Source organism: Kribbella albertanoniae (genome assembly GCF_004348455.1).
Classification (GTDB): domain Bacteria; phylum Actinomycetota; class Actinomycetes; order Propionibacteriales; family Kribbellaceae; genus Kribbella; species Kribbella albertanoniae.
The window spans coordinates 1-16,096 of record NZ_SMKA01000230.1; the positions used below are offsets into that span (position 1 = coordinate 1).

At 68.5% G+C, this 16,096-nt stretch carries 10 protein-coding genes; 5 read left to right on the forward strand and 5 right to left on the reverse strand.

Annotated features, from left to right (window positions below; translation table 11 throughout):
* The coding region (locus E1261_RS34135; protein WP_238176596.1) for a hypothetical protein at window positions 1-181 on the reverse strand (181 nt) is incomplete at its 3' end.
* A 104-nt stretch (window positions 182-285) separates the two neighbouring features.
* Window positions 286-1,365, reverse strand: a complete 1,080-nt coding sequence (arfA, locus tag E1261_RS34140; RefSeq protein WP_238176597.1) for a channel-forming protein ArfA/OmpATb — start codon at window positions 1,363-1,365, stop codon at window positions 286-288.
* Between the two features lie 279 nt (window positions 1,366-1,644).
* Between arfA and E1261_RS34145 the strand changes: the two genes are divergently transcribed.
* Window positions 1,645-2,175 carry a winged helix-turn-helix domain-containing protein gene (locus tag E1261_RS34145; RefSeq protein WP_132413828.1) on the forward strand — a complete coding sequence of 177 codons (531 nt, stop codon included), beginning with the start codon at window positions 1,645-1,647 and terminating at the stop codon, window positions 2,173-2,175.
* 74 nt (window positions 2,176-2,249) lie between these two features.
* On the opposite strand, the gene E1261_RS34150 is transcribed toward E1261_RS34145, so the two are convergent.
* Window positions 2,250-6,659 carry a S8 family serine peptidase gene (locus tag E1261_RS34150; protein ID WP_132413829.1) on the reverse strand — a complete coding sequence of 1,470 codons (4,410 nt, stop codon included), beginning with the start codon at window positions 6,657-6,659 and terminating at the stop codon, window positions 2,250-2,252.
* 315 nt (window positions 6,660-6,974) lie between these two features.
* Here E1261_RS34150 and E1261_RS34155 point away from each other — a divergent pair, with 315 nt between their 5' ends.
* Window positions 6,975-7,577 carry a winged helix-turn-helix domain-containing protein gene (locus E1261_RS34155; RefSeq protein ID WP_132413830.1) on the forward strand — a complete coding sequence of 201 codons (603 nt, stop codon included), beginning with the start codon at window positions 6,975-6,977 and terminating at the stop codon, window positions 7,575-7,577.
* Here the strand turns inward: E1261_RS34155 and E1261_RS34160 are convergent.
* Complete coding sequence (locus tag E1261_RS34160) at window positions 7,555-7,998, reverse strand: pyridoxamine 5'-phosphate oxidase family protein (protein WP_132413831.1); 444 nt, start codon at window positions 7,996-7,998, stop codon at window positions 7,555-7,557. The genes E1261_RS34155 and E1261_RS34160 overlap by 23 nt on opposite strands.
* A 66-nt stretch (window positions 7,999-8,064) precedes the next feature.
* Here E1261_RS34160 and E1261_RS34165 point away from each other — a divergent pair, with 66 nt between their 5' ends.
* Together E1261_RS34165 and E1261_RS34170 are read left to right on the forward strand one after the other, a co-directional pair.
* The gene (locus E1261_RS34165; RefSeq protein WP_132413832.1) at window positions 8,065-10,617 is read left to right on the forward strand and encodes an ATP-binding protein; all 2,553 of its coding nucleotides are present in this window, start codon (window positions 8,065-8,067) and stop codon (window positions 10,615-10,617) included.
* Window positions 10,618-10,681: 64 nt separating this feature from the next.
* Window positions 10,682-11,266, forward strand: a complete 585-nt coding sequence (locus E1261_RS34170; protein ID WP_132413833.1) for a dihydrofolate reductase family protein — start codon at window positions 10,682-10,684, stop codon at window positions 11,264-11,266.
* On the opposite strand, the gene E1261_RS34175 is transcribed toward E1261_RS34170, so the two are convergent.
* Complete coding sequence (locus E1261_RS34175; RefSeq protein ID WP_132413834.1) at window positions 11,257-13,245, reverse strand: maltotransferase domain-containing protein; 1,989 nt, start codon at window positions 13,243-13,245, stop codon at window positions 11,257-11,259. The two genes, E1261_RS34170 and E1261_RS34175, sit on opposite strands and share 10 nt — an antisense overlap.
* A 256-nt stretch (window positions 13,246-13,501) precedes the next feature.
* On the opposite strand from E1261_RS34175, the gene glgP reads away from it, so the two are divergent.
* A partial coding sequence (gene glgP, locus E1261_RS34180) for an alpha-glucan family phosphorylase (protein WP_132413835.1) occupies window positions 13,502-16,096 on the forward strand: 2,595 nt, incomplete at its 3' end.

The following is a 16,096-nucleotide window of genomic DNA, read 5'->3' on the forward strand; positions in this document are numbered from 1 at the left end:
CATGGGTGGCGGGGGCGCCTACCAGGGCTTCCTCTTTGAGCTCTTCTTTTGCGGGCTCTTCGGCGGGGGCCTCGGCCGAGGTGGCAGGGGTGCGGCGGTCCAGGAGGAGCCAGGTGATGAGGGCGCCCAGGAGGAAGGCGGCGAGGGACCAGGCCCAGTTGTGGCGGAACAGCCAGCTCATCGGCGGGACCCCTTGGTGGTGTGGAAGATGAACCAGGCGACCGCGCTGCCCAGGAGGAACGCGACCAGGAGGATGAGCCAGGTGTCGAGGGTGAGCCGGATCATTCAGTTCTCCTGGAGTGCTCGGAGCTCGGCGCGGCGGTTGGCGATGCGGCCGGCGGCGGTGGTGTTGGGGGCGATCGGGAAGGCTTGGCCGTAGCCGGCGGCGAGGATGCGGTTCGCGGGGATGCCGAGGCGGACGAGCTCGGCCTTGACGGCGGCGGCGCGTTGTTCGGACAGCGGGAAGCTGGTGGCCGGGGAGCCGAGGGTGTCGGTGTGGCCGGCGACCTCGACGCGTGCGGTGGGGCAGGTCTTGAGCAGTTCGGCGGCGCGGACGACTGACTGCTTCGAGGCGTCGTTGACGATCGCGGTCCCGGACAGGAAGTTGATCCGGTTGTGCCGGCTGAACTCCGACAGCCGGCTCTTGAACGTCCGGCACCCCTCACTCACGACCGGCTTCGACACCGGCACCTGCAACTCATCCGCGATCACAGCACCCGGCACGGCCTGGGCCGCGGCCCGCGCGACCATCGCCTTCGTGGCCTGATCCGGTACCGCTCCACTCAGCGTGACCGTGGTCCCGTCGTACCGGACCGAGGCGTCCCCGGTGCCGATCGCCAGCGCATGCAGCAACGCCGACAGCGTGCCGACGTCCTCGATCCCGTTCGCGGCGTCGACGTTCACGCGCTGGTCGTACTCACGCTCGGGTCCGAGGACCTTCTCGACCTCGGTCTTGATCGCGTCCTTGGCCAGCTCGGACCGAACCGTCGCCTGCACGCGGATCGCGGTGTCGGTCCGGCCGATCTCGAAGCCGGCCGCCTGCTGCTCAGGCGCGGGAGTCGTGGGTGCCTGGCCACCCGGCCCGGTCGCGACAGCGACGGTGCGGACGCCATCGACCCCGCCGACGATCTCGCGGATCCGCGCGGCGTCGATGTCGGTGGAGACGAGCACCGATGCGTCGCGGCCGTCCATCACGACGGTCGCGCCGTTGATGCCATGGTCGGTGAGCGCGGTCGTGGCCTGGGCGCGGAGCTCGTCCTCGATCGAGCCGGCTTTGACCGGAATGAGCACAGCAGTGAGTAACACAGGTACGGCGAGGGCCGCGAGCAGCCAGCCGACGAGCGGCCGCCGAACGAGTCCGGGCACTGTTCCTCCGTCAGAAGCGGTCCTCCGACGGGTGCGGGCCGAAGTGACCGTGCGCGAGGAGACTACTCCGCCGCGCACACAGGACGCACGCCGGTCAGGCAAATCGGTACAGCGTGTCGGCTGACCAGATCCGGTCAGAACTGTCCTGTCTCGGACAGGTCGCATATGTGCCACGCGGTTGCGCAGGGAATCCCTTGACTTAGTTCTGGTCGTAAACCGTACTTGTGGCTGCGTACGGCGTCTGTTGAGTGGCGTCCGGTGCGAGAGGGAGGGGCTCGGATGGAGAGGCTAGCTAGGCAAAGTTCGGCGGACTCGTCGTTGATCATCGGCGTGGCCACTTCGACGGCCGAGCGGGTGCAACTGGCCCGTCTGCTCGGTGACGCCGACGCACTACTGCTGGTGTCCAGTGCTGAACAGGCACGGGCGTTCCTGGAGCTCACCGAGACCGTGTCACCGACCACACCGGTCGTGGTGACACCGTCCGTCGTACCGGTGCTCGACGTACAGCCGGTGCGGGTGGAGCCCGAGCTACTGCTCGACGTGGAACGCCGGGTGGCCCGCTGGGAGGACCGTGAGGTGCCACTGACCCGGCTGGAGCACGACTTCCTGCACTGTCTGGTCGAGGAGCCCGGTCAGGTCTGGACGTACCAGCGTCTGCACCACGCGGTCTGGGGCAACGAGCACCTGGGGCACGGCTCGCACATCCACTCCGTGGTGAAGCGGCTGCGCCAGAAGCTGGCCAACCTGGAGGCCACGGTGACCATCCACGCCGTCCGCGGCGTCGGCTTCCACCTGCTTCCCACTACCTGACAAGCTCCAGCAAAGGGCCAGGCCCCGGACCACTGCGGTCCGGGGCCTGGCTGTGTAGCTGTGAAGTTGTGGTGTTACTTGGTGGCGAGCAGTGCGAAGTCCTCAGTGATCGGCTCGCCGGACAACAGCTCCGTACTGCGAGTCTGCGGCTTGTAGCCGTCCTTGGCCGCGATCAGGGTGAGGGGGTTGTTGCGGATGTCCAGCCAGTACGCGTAGTTACCGTCCTTGTCGGTGATGAACGTGTAGGACTGGGCCCACGAGTCCACCTGGACGGTTGCGCCGGGCAGTGCGGCCGTGGCGCCGGTCTTGCTGACACCGGTCACCGTGCCCTGGATCTTGGCCCAGGTCGACGGCGGCGTGACGGTCAGCTTGATGTCGACCGGGCTGACCGAGTACGGCGTGTCCTCGCCGACCGTGACCGCACCGGTGTAGGTACCCGGCTGGTCGACGTTCGCGGTGAGAGTGACCTTGACCGTCGTGGACTCGCCCGGGGCCAGCTCGGCCTCGGTCTTGTCCAGCGCCAGCCAGCTCACGTCGGCCGCGGACTCCGAGCAGTCCTCCAGACCCGGCAGGTTCTCCGAGTCCGCAGTGGCGTTGAAGCCACCCGACGAGCCACCGACCTTGTAGAAGCCACAGGCCGCGCCACCGCGGTACCGGGGCTGGTTGGCGTTCGGCAGGGCGGCCCAGGTGTTGCTGGCCGGGTCGTAGGCCATGCCGGCGTTGGTGACGGCGCCCGCCTGGACCCCACCGACCACGAGCAGCTTGCCACCGGCGACGGCGTACGCGCCGGCCCAGTGGTCGGCCGGAGCAGCGGCGACTGCGGTCCAGGTGTTGGCACCCGGATCGTAGACGTACGCGTCCTTCAGCGAGTTGGTGCCGTCGTTACCGCCGGCGCAGTACACCTTGCCGTCGATCGAGCCACAGGAGGCGAACGCGACCGACTTCGGGTAGTTGGCCAGCGTGGCCCAGGTGTTGCTGGCCGCGTCGTAGCTGACCACCGTGTTGCTCATCGGCAGGCAGCTCGCGGTGGTGCAGCCACCGACGGCGTACAGCTTGCCGCTGGCGACAGCCTGACCGGCTGCGGCCCGCGGGGCCGGGTTGGCAGCCACTGCGCTCCAGGCGTTGGCAGCCGGGTCGTAGGACCAGGTCGCCGCGTCCGGACCGGACGCACCCCAGCCGGAGCTGGCGATGATCTTGCCGCCGACGACACCGAGGGTGACGGCGTTACGAGCGCCCGGAAGCGGGGCGATCGCAGTCCACGCCTTGGCGGCCGCGTCGTACTTGTAGCTGTTCCCGGTCGAGGCCGACCCGTTGCCACCGGCAACCGAGTAGACCGTACCGTCGACAGTCACGACGCGGTTGTCCATCACGACACCCGGGTAGTTCGCGATCCCGGTCCACGGCGCCGCGCCCGGAGCGTTGCTCTCCGGAGCGTCGATCGGCTTGCCGGACAGCTGCTGGGCGAACGACGTCGGCACCTGGATCCGCTGCAGCGGGGCACCCTTGCTGCTCAGCACCTGCGCCTTGGTGGTCTTGGAGCCGTTGGCGTTCTCCAGGACGAACCCGCCGTCCTTCTCACCGAACTTCACCTTGACCGGCGCACCGCCGGTGTTGGTGACGGTGACGGTCTTGCTGGTCTTGCCACCGATCGGCAAGGTCGCGCCGATGGTGCCCGGGGTGACGCTCAGCTGACCGGCGTCCAGCGTGTAGTCGGCGCTGGTCACCCAGTCCGCCTCGACCGCGACGGTCGACTGCGAGCTGACGTAGTTGCCGGCCTTGGCGGTGAAGCCCTGGTCGCCGTCGGCCGAGGAGTACAGCCAGTAGAAGCCGTCGGCCAGACCGGTGTCCTCCGGCGTGGCGACCGACGTACCGGCCTCGGTGGAGCCGTCACGGGTGACGACCGCGCCGTTGGCGGCACCGCCGGTGTTGGCGTCCTTGACGTTGCCGACGACGAGACCGCCGCCGACCGGCTCACAGATGATCTGGCTGCCGATCAGGACGTTGTCGACCTGCCACCACCACTCGTACGAGGCGTCGTAGTAGCGGAAGCGGACCTGTACGGCGGACTGGCCGGCCGCGGTCGGGATCGCGATCTCCTTGGCGCCGCGAGCGTCCGCGGTGGACTGACGCAGCACGTTGGTCCAGGTGGCACCGCCGTCGATCGAGAGGTCGACGTCGGCCTTCTCACCACCGAGCCAGTTGAGGTCCTGGTTGAACCGGATCACCGGAGCGGTGACCGCGGACAGGTCCACGGTCGGGCTGACCAGTGAGGTGTCCTGCGCGCCGCCGGAACCGTACTTGTCGCTGTCGATGATCGCGAACGAGCCGGTACCGCCGGACAGGTTGCCCCGCTTGCCCGGGTCGTCGAACTTCCAGACCTGGCCGTTGCCCTTACCGTCCTGGACGGTCCAGCCGCTCGGCGCCGCAGCGGCGTCGAACGTCTCGTACGTGCCGTCCGAGCCGTTCTTGTAGCCCGGTGCGGTCAGGCAGGAGTCCTGCCGGACCTTGACGGCCACGTTCTTGGTCAGGTTGGTGGTGCCGACAATGACCGGAACGGTGGTGGTCTCGTAGCCCGGGATCTGGGACTCGATCTTCAGGTTGTACGCCGCGCCGCCCGGAACCTTGAAGCTGAACCGGCCGTTGCTCGGGGTGGTGTAGTCGAACACGCCGCCCGCACCCTCGACGCTGACCTTCGCGTACAGCGGCCAGCCGTGGCCGGAGCCGTCGGAGATGGTGCCGCCGATGCTGACCTGCGGGGAGCTCGCCAGGGCGAAGTCCTTCGCGGTGGTCTGGCCGGTGGTGATGACAGCGGTCGCGGTCTGCGACTTGTAGCCGAACGAGGCGACGGTCAGGTCGTACGACCCGGCCGGCAGCACGCTCGAGTAGGTGCCGGTGCTGCTGGTGGTCAGGACCTTGTCGGCCTGGCCGGCTGCCTTGACCGTCACGCTGGCGCCGGCGAGTGCGGCGCCACCGGTGGCGGCGGTGACCTTGCCGGACAGAGTGCCGGTGTCGCCGACCGGAGCGGCGTTCAGCAGCGCGAGTGCGTCGAGGCGGCCCTGACCGAAGACGTTGTTGTTCTCGGTGGTGCCACCGCACTGGGTGCTGGCCGTGTCGATCGCCGTCGTGTTCAGCAGCGCGCGGGTAGCGGCCACGTCACCCTTCAGCGTCGGCGAGGCCGACCACAGCAGTGCGACCGCGGCCGCGAGGTGCGGCGTGGCCATCGACGTACCGTTGAAGGCGCCGTACGCGTTGCCGGGGAGGCTGGAGCGGACGTTCACGCCGGGGGCCGAGATGTTCGGCTTGATCGTGCCGTTCTGACCGGCACCGCGGCCGGAGAACGAAGCGATGTTGTTGTTGATGTCGTAGGCGCCGGACGAGTAGTTGCTCGTCGTGCTGCCCGGCGAACCGGACGTGTTGCAGGCCGAGCCGCTGTTGCCGTTGGCGAACGCACCGAAGATGCCGGATGCCGCCCAGGCGAGGGTGACGTCCTCCATGAACGGGTCGTTCGACGGCAGCTGCGTGCCCCACGAGTTGTTGATGATGTTCGGCCGCTTGCTGGCATCGGGGCTCTGCCCGGCCAGGTTCGTCGGCTGCAGCATCCACTGACCGGACTCGATCAGTGCCGCATCGCTCGGGCAGCAGCCGTTGGCGGCGATCCACTTGACCTCGGGCGCGACGCCGATCTGGTTCCCGGCGCCGTCGTCACCGGCCATCGTGCCCATCGTGTGGGTGCCGTGACCGTTGGCGTCGGCGGGCTGGTTCGGCGACGTACCGGCCGCGTCGAACCAGTTGTAGTTGTGGTCGAACGACCCGTTGCCGAGGTTGCCGCGGTACTGCTTCACCAGCGCCGGGTGGTCGTACTGCACACCGGTGTCGATGTTGGCGATCGTGATGCCGGCGCCCTTGTCGCCGTACTGGCTCCAGACCTGGTTCGCCTTGATGTTGGCGACGCCCCACTCGACCGCGTTGATCTCGTGCTCGGCGGTGCCCTCGGTGATCTTCGGGACCTCGACCTGCATCGGGTTGTAGAGCCCGGCGACCTCGCTGTGCGCGGCCAGCTTCTTGGCCAGCTCGAACGATCCACCGTTGATCCGGATCGCGTTGGTGGCCCAGAAAGACTTGTACTTGACGCCCTGCGCGTCCAGCTCGGCCTTCACGCTCTTCTGGGTGGTGGCAGCGGTCGCGCGCAGCTTCTCGGCCACCGCGGTCCCGCGCTCGGCCCAGTCGGTGATCTTACTGGCGGAGGTGAGATCCGCCTTCTGGCCGAAGTAGACCCAGTAGTCGTTCGCGGCCTTGGCGTCCTTGCCGCTGAGCTTGGCCATCAGGTCCGGCTTGATCTTGGCGGCCGGGTCGGTCCCGGCCGGCTTGGTGGGCGGTGCGGCCAGGGCGGCGCCGGTGGCGCCCAACCCGGTCGCGACGACGGCCACCGTCGCCAGGGCGCCGACCAGTGTTCTGGCGAGCCCCCTACGTCTGCTGTCTGACATTCTTCGCAGCCCCTCACTTGACGACCCCGAGTTGACTCCCCCGAGTCATGTGGTGCGCAGATCATGTGGTGCGCAGAGGGTGCCGGCGTCCGGCCTGGCGGTGAATCGATGGACGAACGCAGCGTGCCCCCCAGGTCGCCGCGTGTGACACGACGAGCCTGCCGAGAACCGTATGTGTCATCTGAACCGGGTCACAAGCACAGTTGGTGAGCAAGATGTGACTATCGGTCGCCTGGAATCTGGGCAACCTGGGCAACCTGGTCAAAGATTGGCAATCTGTTGACGATATAAGGCAGAGGTTGACATCGTGACGGGATGGTCACCGCCCGTGTCCCCGCCCCAGCGGACGTCGATCTGACCAGGACCGACGCCCATCCGTTCCCGCTGCTCATCGCAGTAGCAGCCTCGCCCGAACAGCGCGTCCGCCTCGCCGAGCTCATCGACGACGTCGCGCCGCTGCTGCTCGTCTCCAGTCTCGACGAACTGCGCAAGCTCCTGGTTCCCGGCCGCCAGCCACCGCCGGCCGGACAGCCCGAGCCGCCCGAACCAGAGTCCGCCGACGCCACCTCGGCCGTGCGTCAGGACGGTTCGCCGGACGCCGACGTACTCACCATCGACCGGGCCCGCTCGGTCGCCCGGTGGCGCGACCGCGAGGTCCAGCTCACCGAGCTCGAGCACGACCTGCTCGCCCGCCTGATGTCCGCACCGGTCCGGGTCTGGACCTACGACGCACTCCACCAGGCCGTCTGGGGAACCCGCGGCCTCCGCGGCACCGCCGACGTCCACTCGGTGGTGAAACGCCTGCGCCGCAAACTCGACGACCTCGGTACGACGGTCACCATCGACGCCGTCCGCGGTACCGGCTTCCGCCTCACCGACCACCAGCACCCCGCCATCACCAGCCTCCGCGCAGGCTGACCGGCACCCGGACATCGGGGCCGTCGTCGTTGAGGAGGACCGATGCCTCTATTGCTCGGGCGCGGTAGAGGCTCAGCTCCCCCAGTTCGAAGGTGGTGAGCTCGGGGTGTCGGTTGCGGTAGATCTGAGCGCAGGTCTCGAGGTCCGGTACGGCGACCTGTTCGGCGTACGCGGTGAGGTAGACCGCCTCGGCGGTGAAGAGGGGTACCTGGGAATCGAAGATGACGATTGCGGCCTCGGGCCGTTCGGCGAGGTTGGTCGAGTGCCGGGTGTTCGGGCGCGAGACCCAGTAGAAGTCGGTGCCGTTGTCCGGTGTGTAGCAGACCGGTGAGACCCAGGGGTGTCCGTCGCGGTCTGCGGTGGCCAGCGTCAGGTAGTTGTTGGCGGCGATGATTCGGTGCGCGGTCTCCTGAGGTGTCATAAGGCCAGCTTCGGCCGATGCTGAGCTGCGGGCATCCGTGGCCACTACGGAGATTAGAGTGCCGACGTGGAGTGGCTGGAGCTGGTTTCGGCGCGGGAGGCTGAGGTGCTGGCCGCGATTCGCGGGCACCAGTCGAACGCGCAGATCGCGGCTCGGCTGCACCTGTCCATCCGCACGGTGGAGAGCCACGTCGCTTCGCTGCTGCGGAAGGCTGGCGTACCGGATCGCCGTTCGCTGGCCGCACTGGCAGCTGAGCCGGTGTCTGGACTACCGGTGTACCCGACGTCGTTCGTCGGACGAGCAGCTGAGCGTACGGCGGTCGTCGCAGCGCTAGGTGGTGCGCGGCTGGTGACCTTGATCGGCGCTGGCGGGATGGGCAAGACCCGGCTCGCTGTCGAGGCTGCAGCGGACCAGAACGCAGTTTTCGTCGACCTGGTGCCGGTGCGCACTGGTGGAGTCGGCCGGGCGGTCGCACAGGCACTGGGTGTTGTTGAGCGGCCCCGCAGTACTCCTTCCGATGATGTGATCGAGTGGCTTCGGTCTGAGCGCGCACTGCTGTTGCTGGACAACTGCGAGCACGTGATCGGTGAGGTGGGTGAGCTGGTCGCCCGCATCCTTCAGCTGTGCCCGCAGGTGCGAATCCTGGCCACCAGCCGCGAACGCCTCGCCGTACCGGGGGAGCGGTTGGTTGAGGTGCGGTCGCTCGGTGCGGAAGGGCCGCGTCTGTTTCTGGAACGCGCTACCGGAGCGGTCACCGACGTCGCAGCGGTGGAGCGACTGTGTACGGCGCTCGACGGGATGCCGCTGGCCATCGAACTGGTGGCTGCCCGCACCGCATCGCTGGGTGTGCACGGCATTGAAGGAGCGCTCGATGACCTCTTGCGGCTGATCTCCGGTGGACGCGGTCCGGACCAGCGGCACCACTCACTCGTGGACGTGATTCGTTGGAGCCTCGACCTGCTGGATGACGAGGAGCGCCTGCTTTTCCGTCGTCTCGGCATCTTCGTCGGAAGCTTCGACCTACCGGCCGCCGCCGCGCTCAGCCCGGAGCTGTCGGTCGGTGCGGTCGCCGACCTGATCGGCCGGCTCGCTGACCGCAGTCTGATCGTGCAACGGGGACGGTGGTCGCTGCTGGAAACGGTACGAGCGGTCGCCGCCCACGAACTGGAGCTGAGCGGTGAGGACCTGGTCCCGCGGTATGTGCGCTGGGCCGCGGACACGGCAGCCGACCTGACCACTGACTTCACCGCAGTCGCCGACGACCTCCGCAACGCTCTCACCTACGACACGCCGGACAGCTATCGCCTCGCGAAGTCCCTTGCCCAGCTGAGCTTCGTCCACGGTCAGGTAGTGGCTGCCCGCAACCACTACATCCGAGCCGCCGAGCTGAACCCGTCCGCGGCCGCGGATGATCTTTCATCGGCCGCGGATGTCGCGCTGATCAGCGCCGACGAGGCCGCGTTCGGGTTGTTGCTGGAGGCAAGCGATCGGGCTGCGGGTACGGCGCGGTCGGTGGCACTCGCTTCGGCGGCGATCGCGGCGACGCGGTTCTCGATGTCGTTCGGTGAACCGGTCACACGGGAGCGCGTGGTCGGGTTGCTGGCCGAGGCGACGGCTCTCGCGGATCCCGCTGACGCGCGGTGTGCCGCCGTACTGGCGATGGCGCGGGCCTGGGCCTCGGGCGAGAACCCGCTCGATCCGGATCTCGAGTTGTCGCGGACTGCGGTCGCGGCGGCACGACGTACTGGGGATGTGGCGTTGGTGCTGGGCGCGTTGGATGCCTTGGGTACGGCGCTCGCCAACGCCGGGCAGTTGCGCCAAGCGCACCGGCTGTCCGACGAACGGTTGCGGCTGGGCGCCACGGCATCCCGGACCGATCCTGCGGTTGCGGCTGAGTTGGTCGACCTCTTCCACGTGGCGTCGACCTCGGCGATCGCGGCGGGGGATCTACCGGCCGCGGCAAGTATCGCCGCCCAGGACACCGAGGTGGCTGTGCATCCGGCGATCATCGCGCCGCGGTTGATCCGGCTGTACGGCCTCACCGGACGGTTCGACGAGGCGCTCGAGCATGCCGACGTATTGTGGGACGGCTGGCTGTGCGCGACCACGTCCGGCGTGGACTCCGACCTCTCCTCGCTGCGTGGCCACTGGCCCTCGTCGGCCGCGGCGATCGTTGCCATGGTCCACGGCCTGCGCGGCGACGGACCGGCGTCCGAGGAGTGGCGTGCACGCGCCCGTCGCATCGCCCACGTCGACAACCCGGCCGACTCACTCTCCCTGGCCGCGCCGGCCGCGTTCGTCGACGCGCGGATCGCCGTACACACCAGCCAGTACGACGACGCGCCGCGACTCGTATCGGCCGCGCTCACGCCGTTCCTGGAGAAGTGGTGGCTGCCGTACGCCCACGCGGCCGGGGCTGAGCTGGCAGTCGTGGCCGGCCTGCCCAACGCGGCCGAGTGCCTCCTGGCTGCGGAAGCCGCTGCCGCTGAGAACTATTGGGCCGCCGCCTGCCTGACCCGAGCGAAGGCCCGCCACACCGGCGACCGGCAGCTGCTGGCCGACGCGGTGGCCCAGTTCGATCGCATCGGTGCAGCCTTCGAACGCACAGTTCAGTGGTGACCACGGATCCCCTCGCATGCTTCTGCCAGGCAGGCTGAGGGCAACAGCCGTTGAAGGAGGAGTCATGGGAAAGGTCGCATCAGGGATGTCGATGTCGCTGGACGGTTTCGTCACCGGGCCGCACGACAGCCGACAGAAACCGCTCGGCGAAGGTGGCGAAGTACTGCACCACTGGCTGGGAGAAACCGCGACCGCCGCGGACCAAGCCGTCATCCAGGAGATGGCGGCCGGCGTCGGCGCGATCCTGATGGGACGCCGCTCGTACGACTTCTGCGTCGGCGACGGCGGCTGGGGTGACGGCGGCCCGGCCGGCCAGACCCCGTGCTTCGTCCTCACCCACAACCCGCCGACCGAAGCGCCGGACGTGTTCACCTTCGTCACCGACGGCATCGAGAGCGCAGTCGCCCAAGCCAAAGCGGCTGCAGGAGACAAGACGGTCGGCATCCATGGCGCCACCGCAGCCCAGCAGGCACTCGCCGTCGGCTTGCTCGACGAACTTCACGTCAGCCTGGTGCCGGTCCTACTCGGTGGCGGCGTCCGCCTCTTCGACCTGCTCGGCGGCGGCCCGATCACACTGGACCGCGACCGAGTAGTCGAAGCCGGTAGCGGAGTAACCCACCTCCGCTACCAGGTCGTGCGTCAGGCCTGACCGCGCCGTACGGCGAGGATGTGGGCCGGCTCGCCGTTCGGGTCGAGCTTCACGTAGTTCTGCTGACCCCAGCGCCAGGTTGCGCCGGTGATCTCGTCGTACACGGTGAAGGTGTCCTCCGGGCGCATGCCGAGCGCGGCCATGTCGAGGTGGACGACCGTCTCGCGGACCGCGTGCGGGTCGGTGTTGACGACCACGATCACGGTGTCGCTGTGCCCGTCGGGGGCGGTCGTGCGCTTGGAGAAGCACATGATCGCCTCGTCGTCCGTCGTGTGCAGCGACAGGTTGCGCAGCTGCTGCAGCGCCGGGTGGCGGCGGCGGACCGTGTTCAGCAAGGTCAGGTACGGCGCGAGTGTGCGACCCTCGGCGTCCGCAGCGGCCCAGTCCCTCGGGCGGAGCTGGAACTTCTCGGTGTCGAGGTACTCCTCCGAGCCCGGCCGCAGTGCGACGTGCTCGAACAGCTCGAACCCGGCATAGACACCCCAGGACGGTGACGAGGTGGCTGCGATCGCGGCCCGGATCTTGAACGCGCCGGGGCCGCCGTACTGCAGGTAGGCGGTGAGGATGTCCGGGGTGTTGACGAAGAAGTTCGGCCGCAGGAAGTGGCCGCTCTCCTTGGTCAGCTCCTCCAGGTACTCCTCGAGCTCCCACTTCTCGTTGCGCCAGGTGAAGTAGGTGTACGACTGGTGGAACCCGACCTTGGCCAGCTCGTGCATCATCGGCCGCCGGGTGAATGCCTCGGACAGGAACACCACGTCCGGGTCGGTCTTGCGGATCTCGCCGAGCAGGTACTCCCAGAAGTTCACCGGCTTGGTGTGCGGGTTGTCGACCCGGAACACCGTGACACCCTTGTCGATCCACAGCTTCACGATCCGCAGCACCTCGGCGTAGATGCCTTCGGGATCGTTGTCGAAGTTGATCGGGTAGATGTCCTGGTACTTCTTCGGCGGGTTCTCGGCGTACGCGATCGAGCCGTCGGCGCGGACCGAGAACCACTTCGGGTGCTCCTTGACCCACGGGTGGTCGGGGGAGGCCTGCAGAGCCAGGTCGATCGCGATCTCGAGACCGACCTCGCGGGCCCGGCCGACGAAGTACTCGAAGTCCTCGAAGGTGCCGAGCTCGGGGTGGATGGCGTCGTGGCCGCCCTCCTCGGAGCCGATCGCCCACGGTGACCCCGGGTCGCCTTCCTTCGGGTCGAGGGTGTTGTTCGGGCCCTTGCGGAACGCCTTGCCGATCGGGTGGATCGGCGGCACGTAGAGGATGTCGAAGCCCATCTTCGCGACGGCCTCGAGTCGCTCGGCCGCGGTCCGGAAGGTGCCGGACTTCCACTCGCCGGTGGCTTCGTCGTACTCGGCGCCTTCGGAGCGCGGGAAGAATTCGTACCAGCTGCCGTAGAGCGCACGCTCCCGGTCGACCCACACCGGGTAGGTCTCCGACGAGGTGATCAGCTCACGCACCGGATAACGCCCGAGCGCGGCGCGCACCTGCGGCGAGATGCCGGCGGCGAGCCGTGCCTCCGGCGGCAGCGCGCTGTTCGACAAGGCTTGCGCGGCATCGCCCAGCGTGGCCCGATCAGCCCGTACGGCGGGCGGTACGCCGGCGGCCGCACGGTCGAAGAAGGCAGCACCCTCGGCGAACATCAGCTCGACGTCGAGACCGGCCGGGATCTTGATCTCGGCGTTGTGCCGCCAGGTGCCGTACGGATCGCTCCAGCCCTCGACCGCGAACGTCCACGCGCCCTGCTCCTGCAGGGTGACGTCGACACTCCAGCGATCGGTGCCGGTGGCCCCTGGGGTCATCAGCATCCGTCTGGTCTGTCCCGTCGGCGACGTCAGTACGACGTTCGCGTTCACCGCGTCGTGGCCTTCGCGGAACACCGTGGCCGCGATGGTGAACGTCTCGCCGACGGCGGCCTTGGCCGGATACGCTCCGGCGTCCACGGTCGGGGTGACGTCGGTGATCGGGATGCGCCCAGTCATGGCGTGGAGAAACCTTCGCTTCCGTTGTCGCGGTGCGGCGGGTGAAGTTTGTGATCGTTGAACTACAAGCCTGACCGTATCGGTTCCCACCGTCCACACCTTGCAAGCGGGGGTCACGGTTCGGTCCAGGGTATGAAACGTGAACGTTCGGTCACCGGACCCGTAGTACTGACAAGGTCTGCAAAGTCTTGCTCGCGTTGCAAAAAAGATGCACGCCGAGGGTGTCCTCAGCGCTGTTGGCCGGTACGGTGTCCCGGTGCGAGCGATACGACGATTCTCCGTCCGCCCTGTCCTGCCCGAGCCGTTGACCGGTCTCGGCACCCTGGTGAACAACCTCCGCTGGGCCTGGCACCCGGAGACGCAGGATGTCTTCGAGGCCGTGGATCCACAGCTGTGGCGCAGCACCGGCGGTGATCCGGTCCGGCTGCTCGGTGAGGTCCCGGCGGCCCGCCTCGACGAGCTGGCCGGCGACCCCGCGTTCCTGCGCCGGCTCGAGCTGGCCGTCTCCGACCTGAACGGGTACGTCTCCGACGCCCGGTGGTTCCAGTCCGAGGCCGGTTCCCCGGTGAGCGGCGTGGCCTACTTCTCCCCGGAATTCGGCATCACCCACGTGCTGCCGCAGTACTCCGGCGGTCTCGGCATCCTCGCCGGTGACCACCTGAAGGCGGCCAGCGACCTCGGCGTACCGCTGATCGGTGTCGGTCTGCTGTACCGGCACGGTTACTTCGCGCAGTCGCTGAACCGCGAGGGCTGGCAGCAGGAGCGCTACCCGCTCGTCGACCCGGACGGGCTGCCGATCAGCCTGCTCCGCGACGGCTCTGAGACCAACGCTGCTCCCGCGACGATTTCTCTCACGCTGCCGGACGAGCGCGAGCTGCGCGCCCAGATCTGGGTCGCCCAGGTCGGCCGCGTGCCGCTGCTGATGCTCGACTCCGACATCGAGGAGAACGAGCCCGCCGAGCGCGAGGTCACCGACCGGCTGTACGGCGGTACGACGGAGCACCGGCTGCTCCAGGAGCTGCTGCTCGGCGTCGGCGGGGTCCGTGCGGTCCGTGAGTTCTGCCGGATCACCGGACATGCCGCGCCGGAGGTGTTCCACACCAACGAGGGCCACGCCGGTTTCCTCGGCGTCGAGCGGATCCGCGAACTCGCCGCCGACAAGGGGCTCGACTTCGACACCGCGCTCGAGGTCAACCGCGGCGGAACGGTCTTCACCACCCACACGCCGGTCCCGGCCGGTATCGACCGGTTCCCGGTCGAGCTGATCCAGCAGCACTTCTCCGCCGACGCGTTCGGCGAGGGCGTGCCGATCGACCGGATCCTGCAGCTCGGTGCGGAGGACTTCGAGGGCGGTGACCCGGGCGTCTTCAACATGGCGATCATGGGTCTGCGTCTGGCACAGCGGGCGAACGGCGTGTCCAAGCTGCACGGACTGGTCAGCCGGGGCATGTTCGCCGGACTCTGGCCGAGCTTCGACTCGACCGACGTACCGATCTCCTCGATCACCAACGGCGTCCACGCCCCGACCTGGGTGGCGCGTGAGATCAGCCAGCTGACGCTCGCGGCCACCGACCGGTCCGAGTCCGAGGACATCTTCGACGGGCTCGACAAGACCACCGACGCGCAGATCTGGGAGACCAAGCGGATCCTGCGCCAGCGGTTCATCGACGACACCCGGTCGCGGGTCCGGCAGTCCTGGATCAACCGCGGTGCCAGCGAGGCCGAGCTGGGCTGGGTCGACGAGATCCTCGATCCCGACGTACTGACGATGGGCTTCGCGCGGCGCGTCCCGTCGTACAAGCGGTTGACGCTGATGCTGCGCGACCCGGCGCGGCTGAAGGCGATGCTGCTGCACCCGCAGCGGCCGATCCAGATCGTCATCGCCGGCAAGTCGCACCCGCACGACGAGGGTGGCAAGAAGCTGATCCAGGAGATGGTCCGCTTCGCCGACGACCCCGAGGTGCGGCACCGCATCGTCTTCGTGCCGGACTACGACATTGCTCTGGCGCAGCCGATGTACCCGGGCTGCGACGTCTGGCTGAACAACCCGCTCCGCCCCTACGAGGCCTGCGGCACGTCCGGTATGAAGGCGGCGCTGAACGGTGCGCTCAACCTGTCCATCCGGGACGGGTGGTGGGACGAGTGGTACGACGACGAGTTCGGCTGGGCGATTCCTTCGGCTGAAGGCATCGAGGACACCGACCGCCGCGACGACCTCGAGGCGCACGCGCTCTACGACCTGATCGAGAAGCAGGTCGCACCGCGCTTCTACGACGGCGAGGTCCCCGGCCGCTGGATCGAGATGCTCCGGCACACCATCAAGGAGCTCGGCCCGAAGGTGCTCGCGACCCGCATGGTCCGCGACTACGTCGAGCAGCTCTACGTGCCGGCCGCCCTGTCGTCACGTGCGTTGAACGCCACGTACGACGGTGCCCGCGAACTCGCGGCCTGGAAGAAGAAGGTCCGCGCCGCCTGGTCGGCCATCCGCGTCGACCACGTGGAGCTCCAGGGCCTCGGCGACGTACCGCAGCTGGGAACGACCGTCGGCGTCCGCGCCTTCGCCGCCCTGGGTGACCTCGAGCCCGCCGACATCTGCGTCGAGGTCCTGCATGGCCGCGTCGACGCCAACGACGAGATCACCGACCCCGTCCGCGCCACGCTGTCCCTCGCCGAAACGTACGAAGGCAACCGCCACCGCTACGAAGGCGAGCTGAAGCTCGACCGCACCGGCCCCTTCGGCTACACGGTCCGGGTAGTCCCCAACCACAAGGCCCTAGCCAGCCCCGCCGAACTAGGCCTGGCCGCCGGCCCCTCAGACCCCGACGACCCCAGCGCCCCCGACCTACCAGCC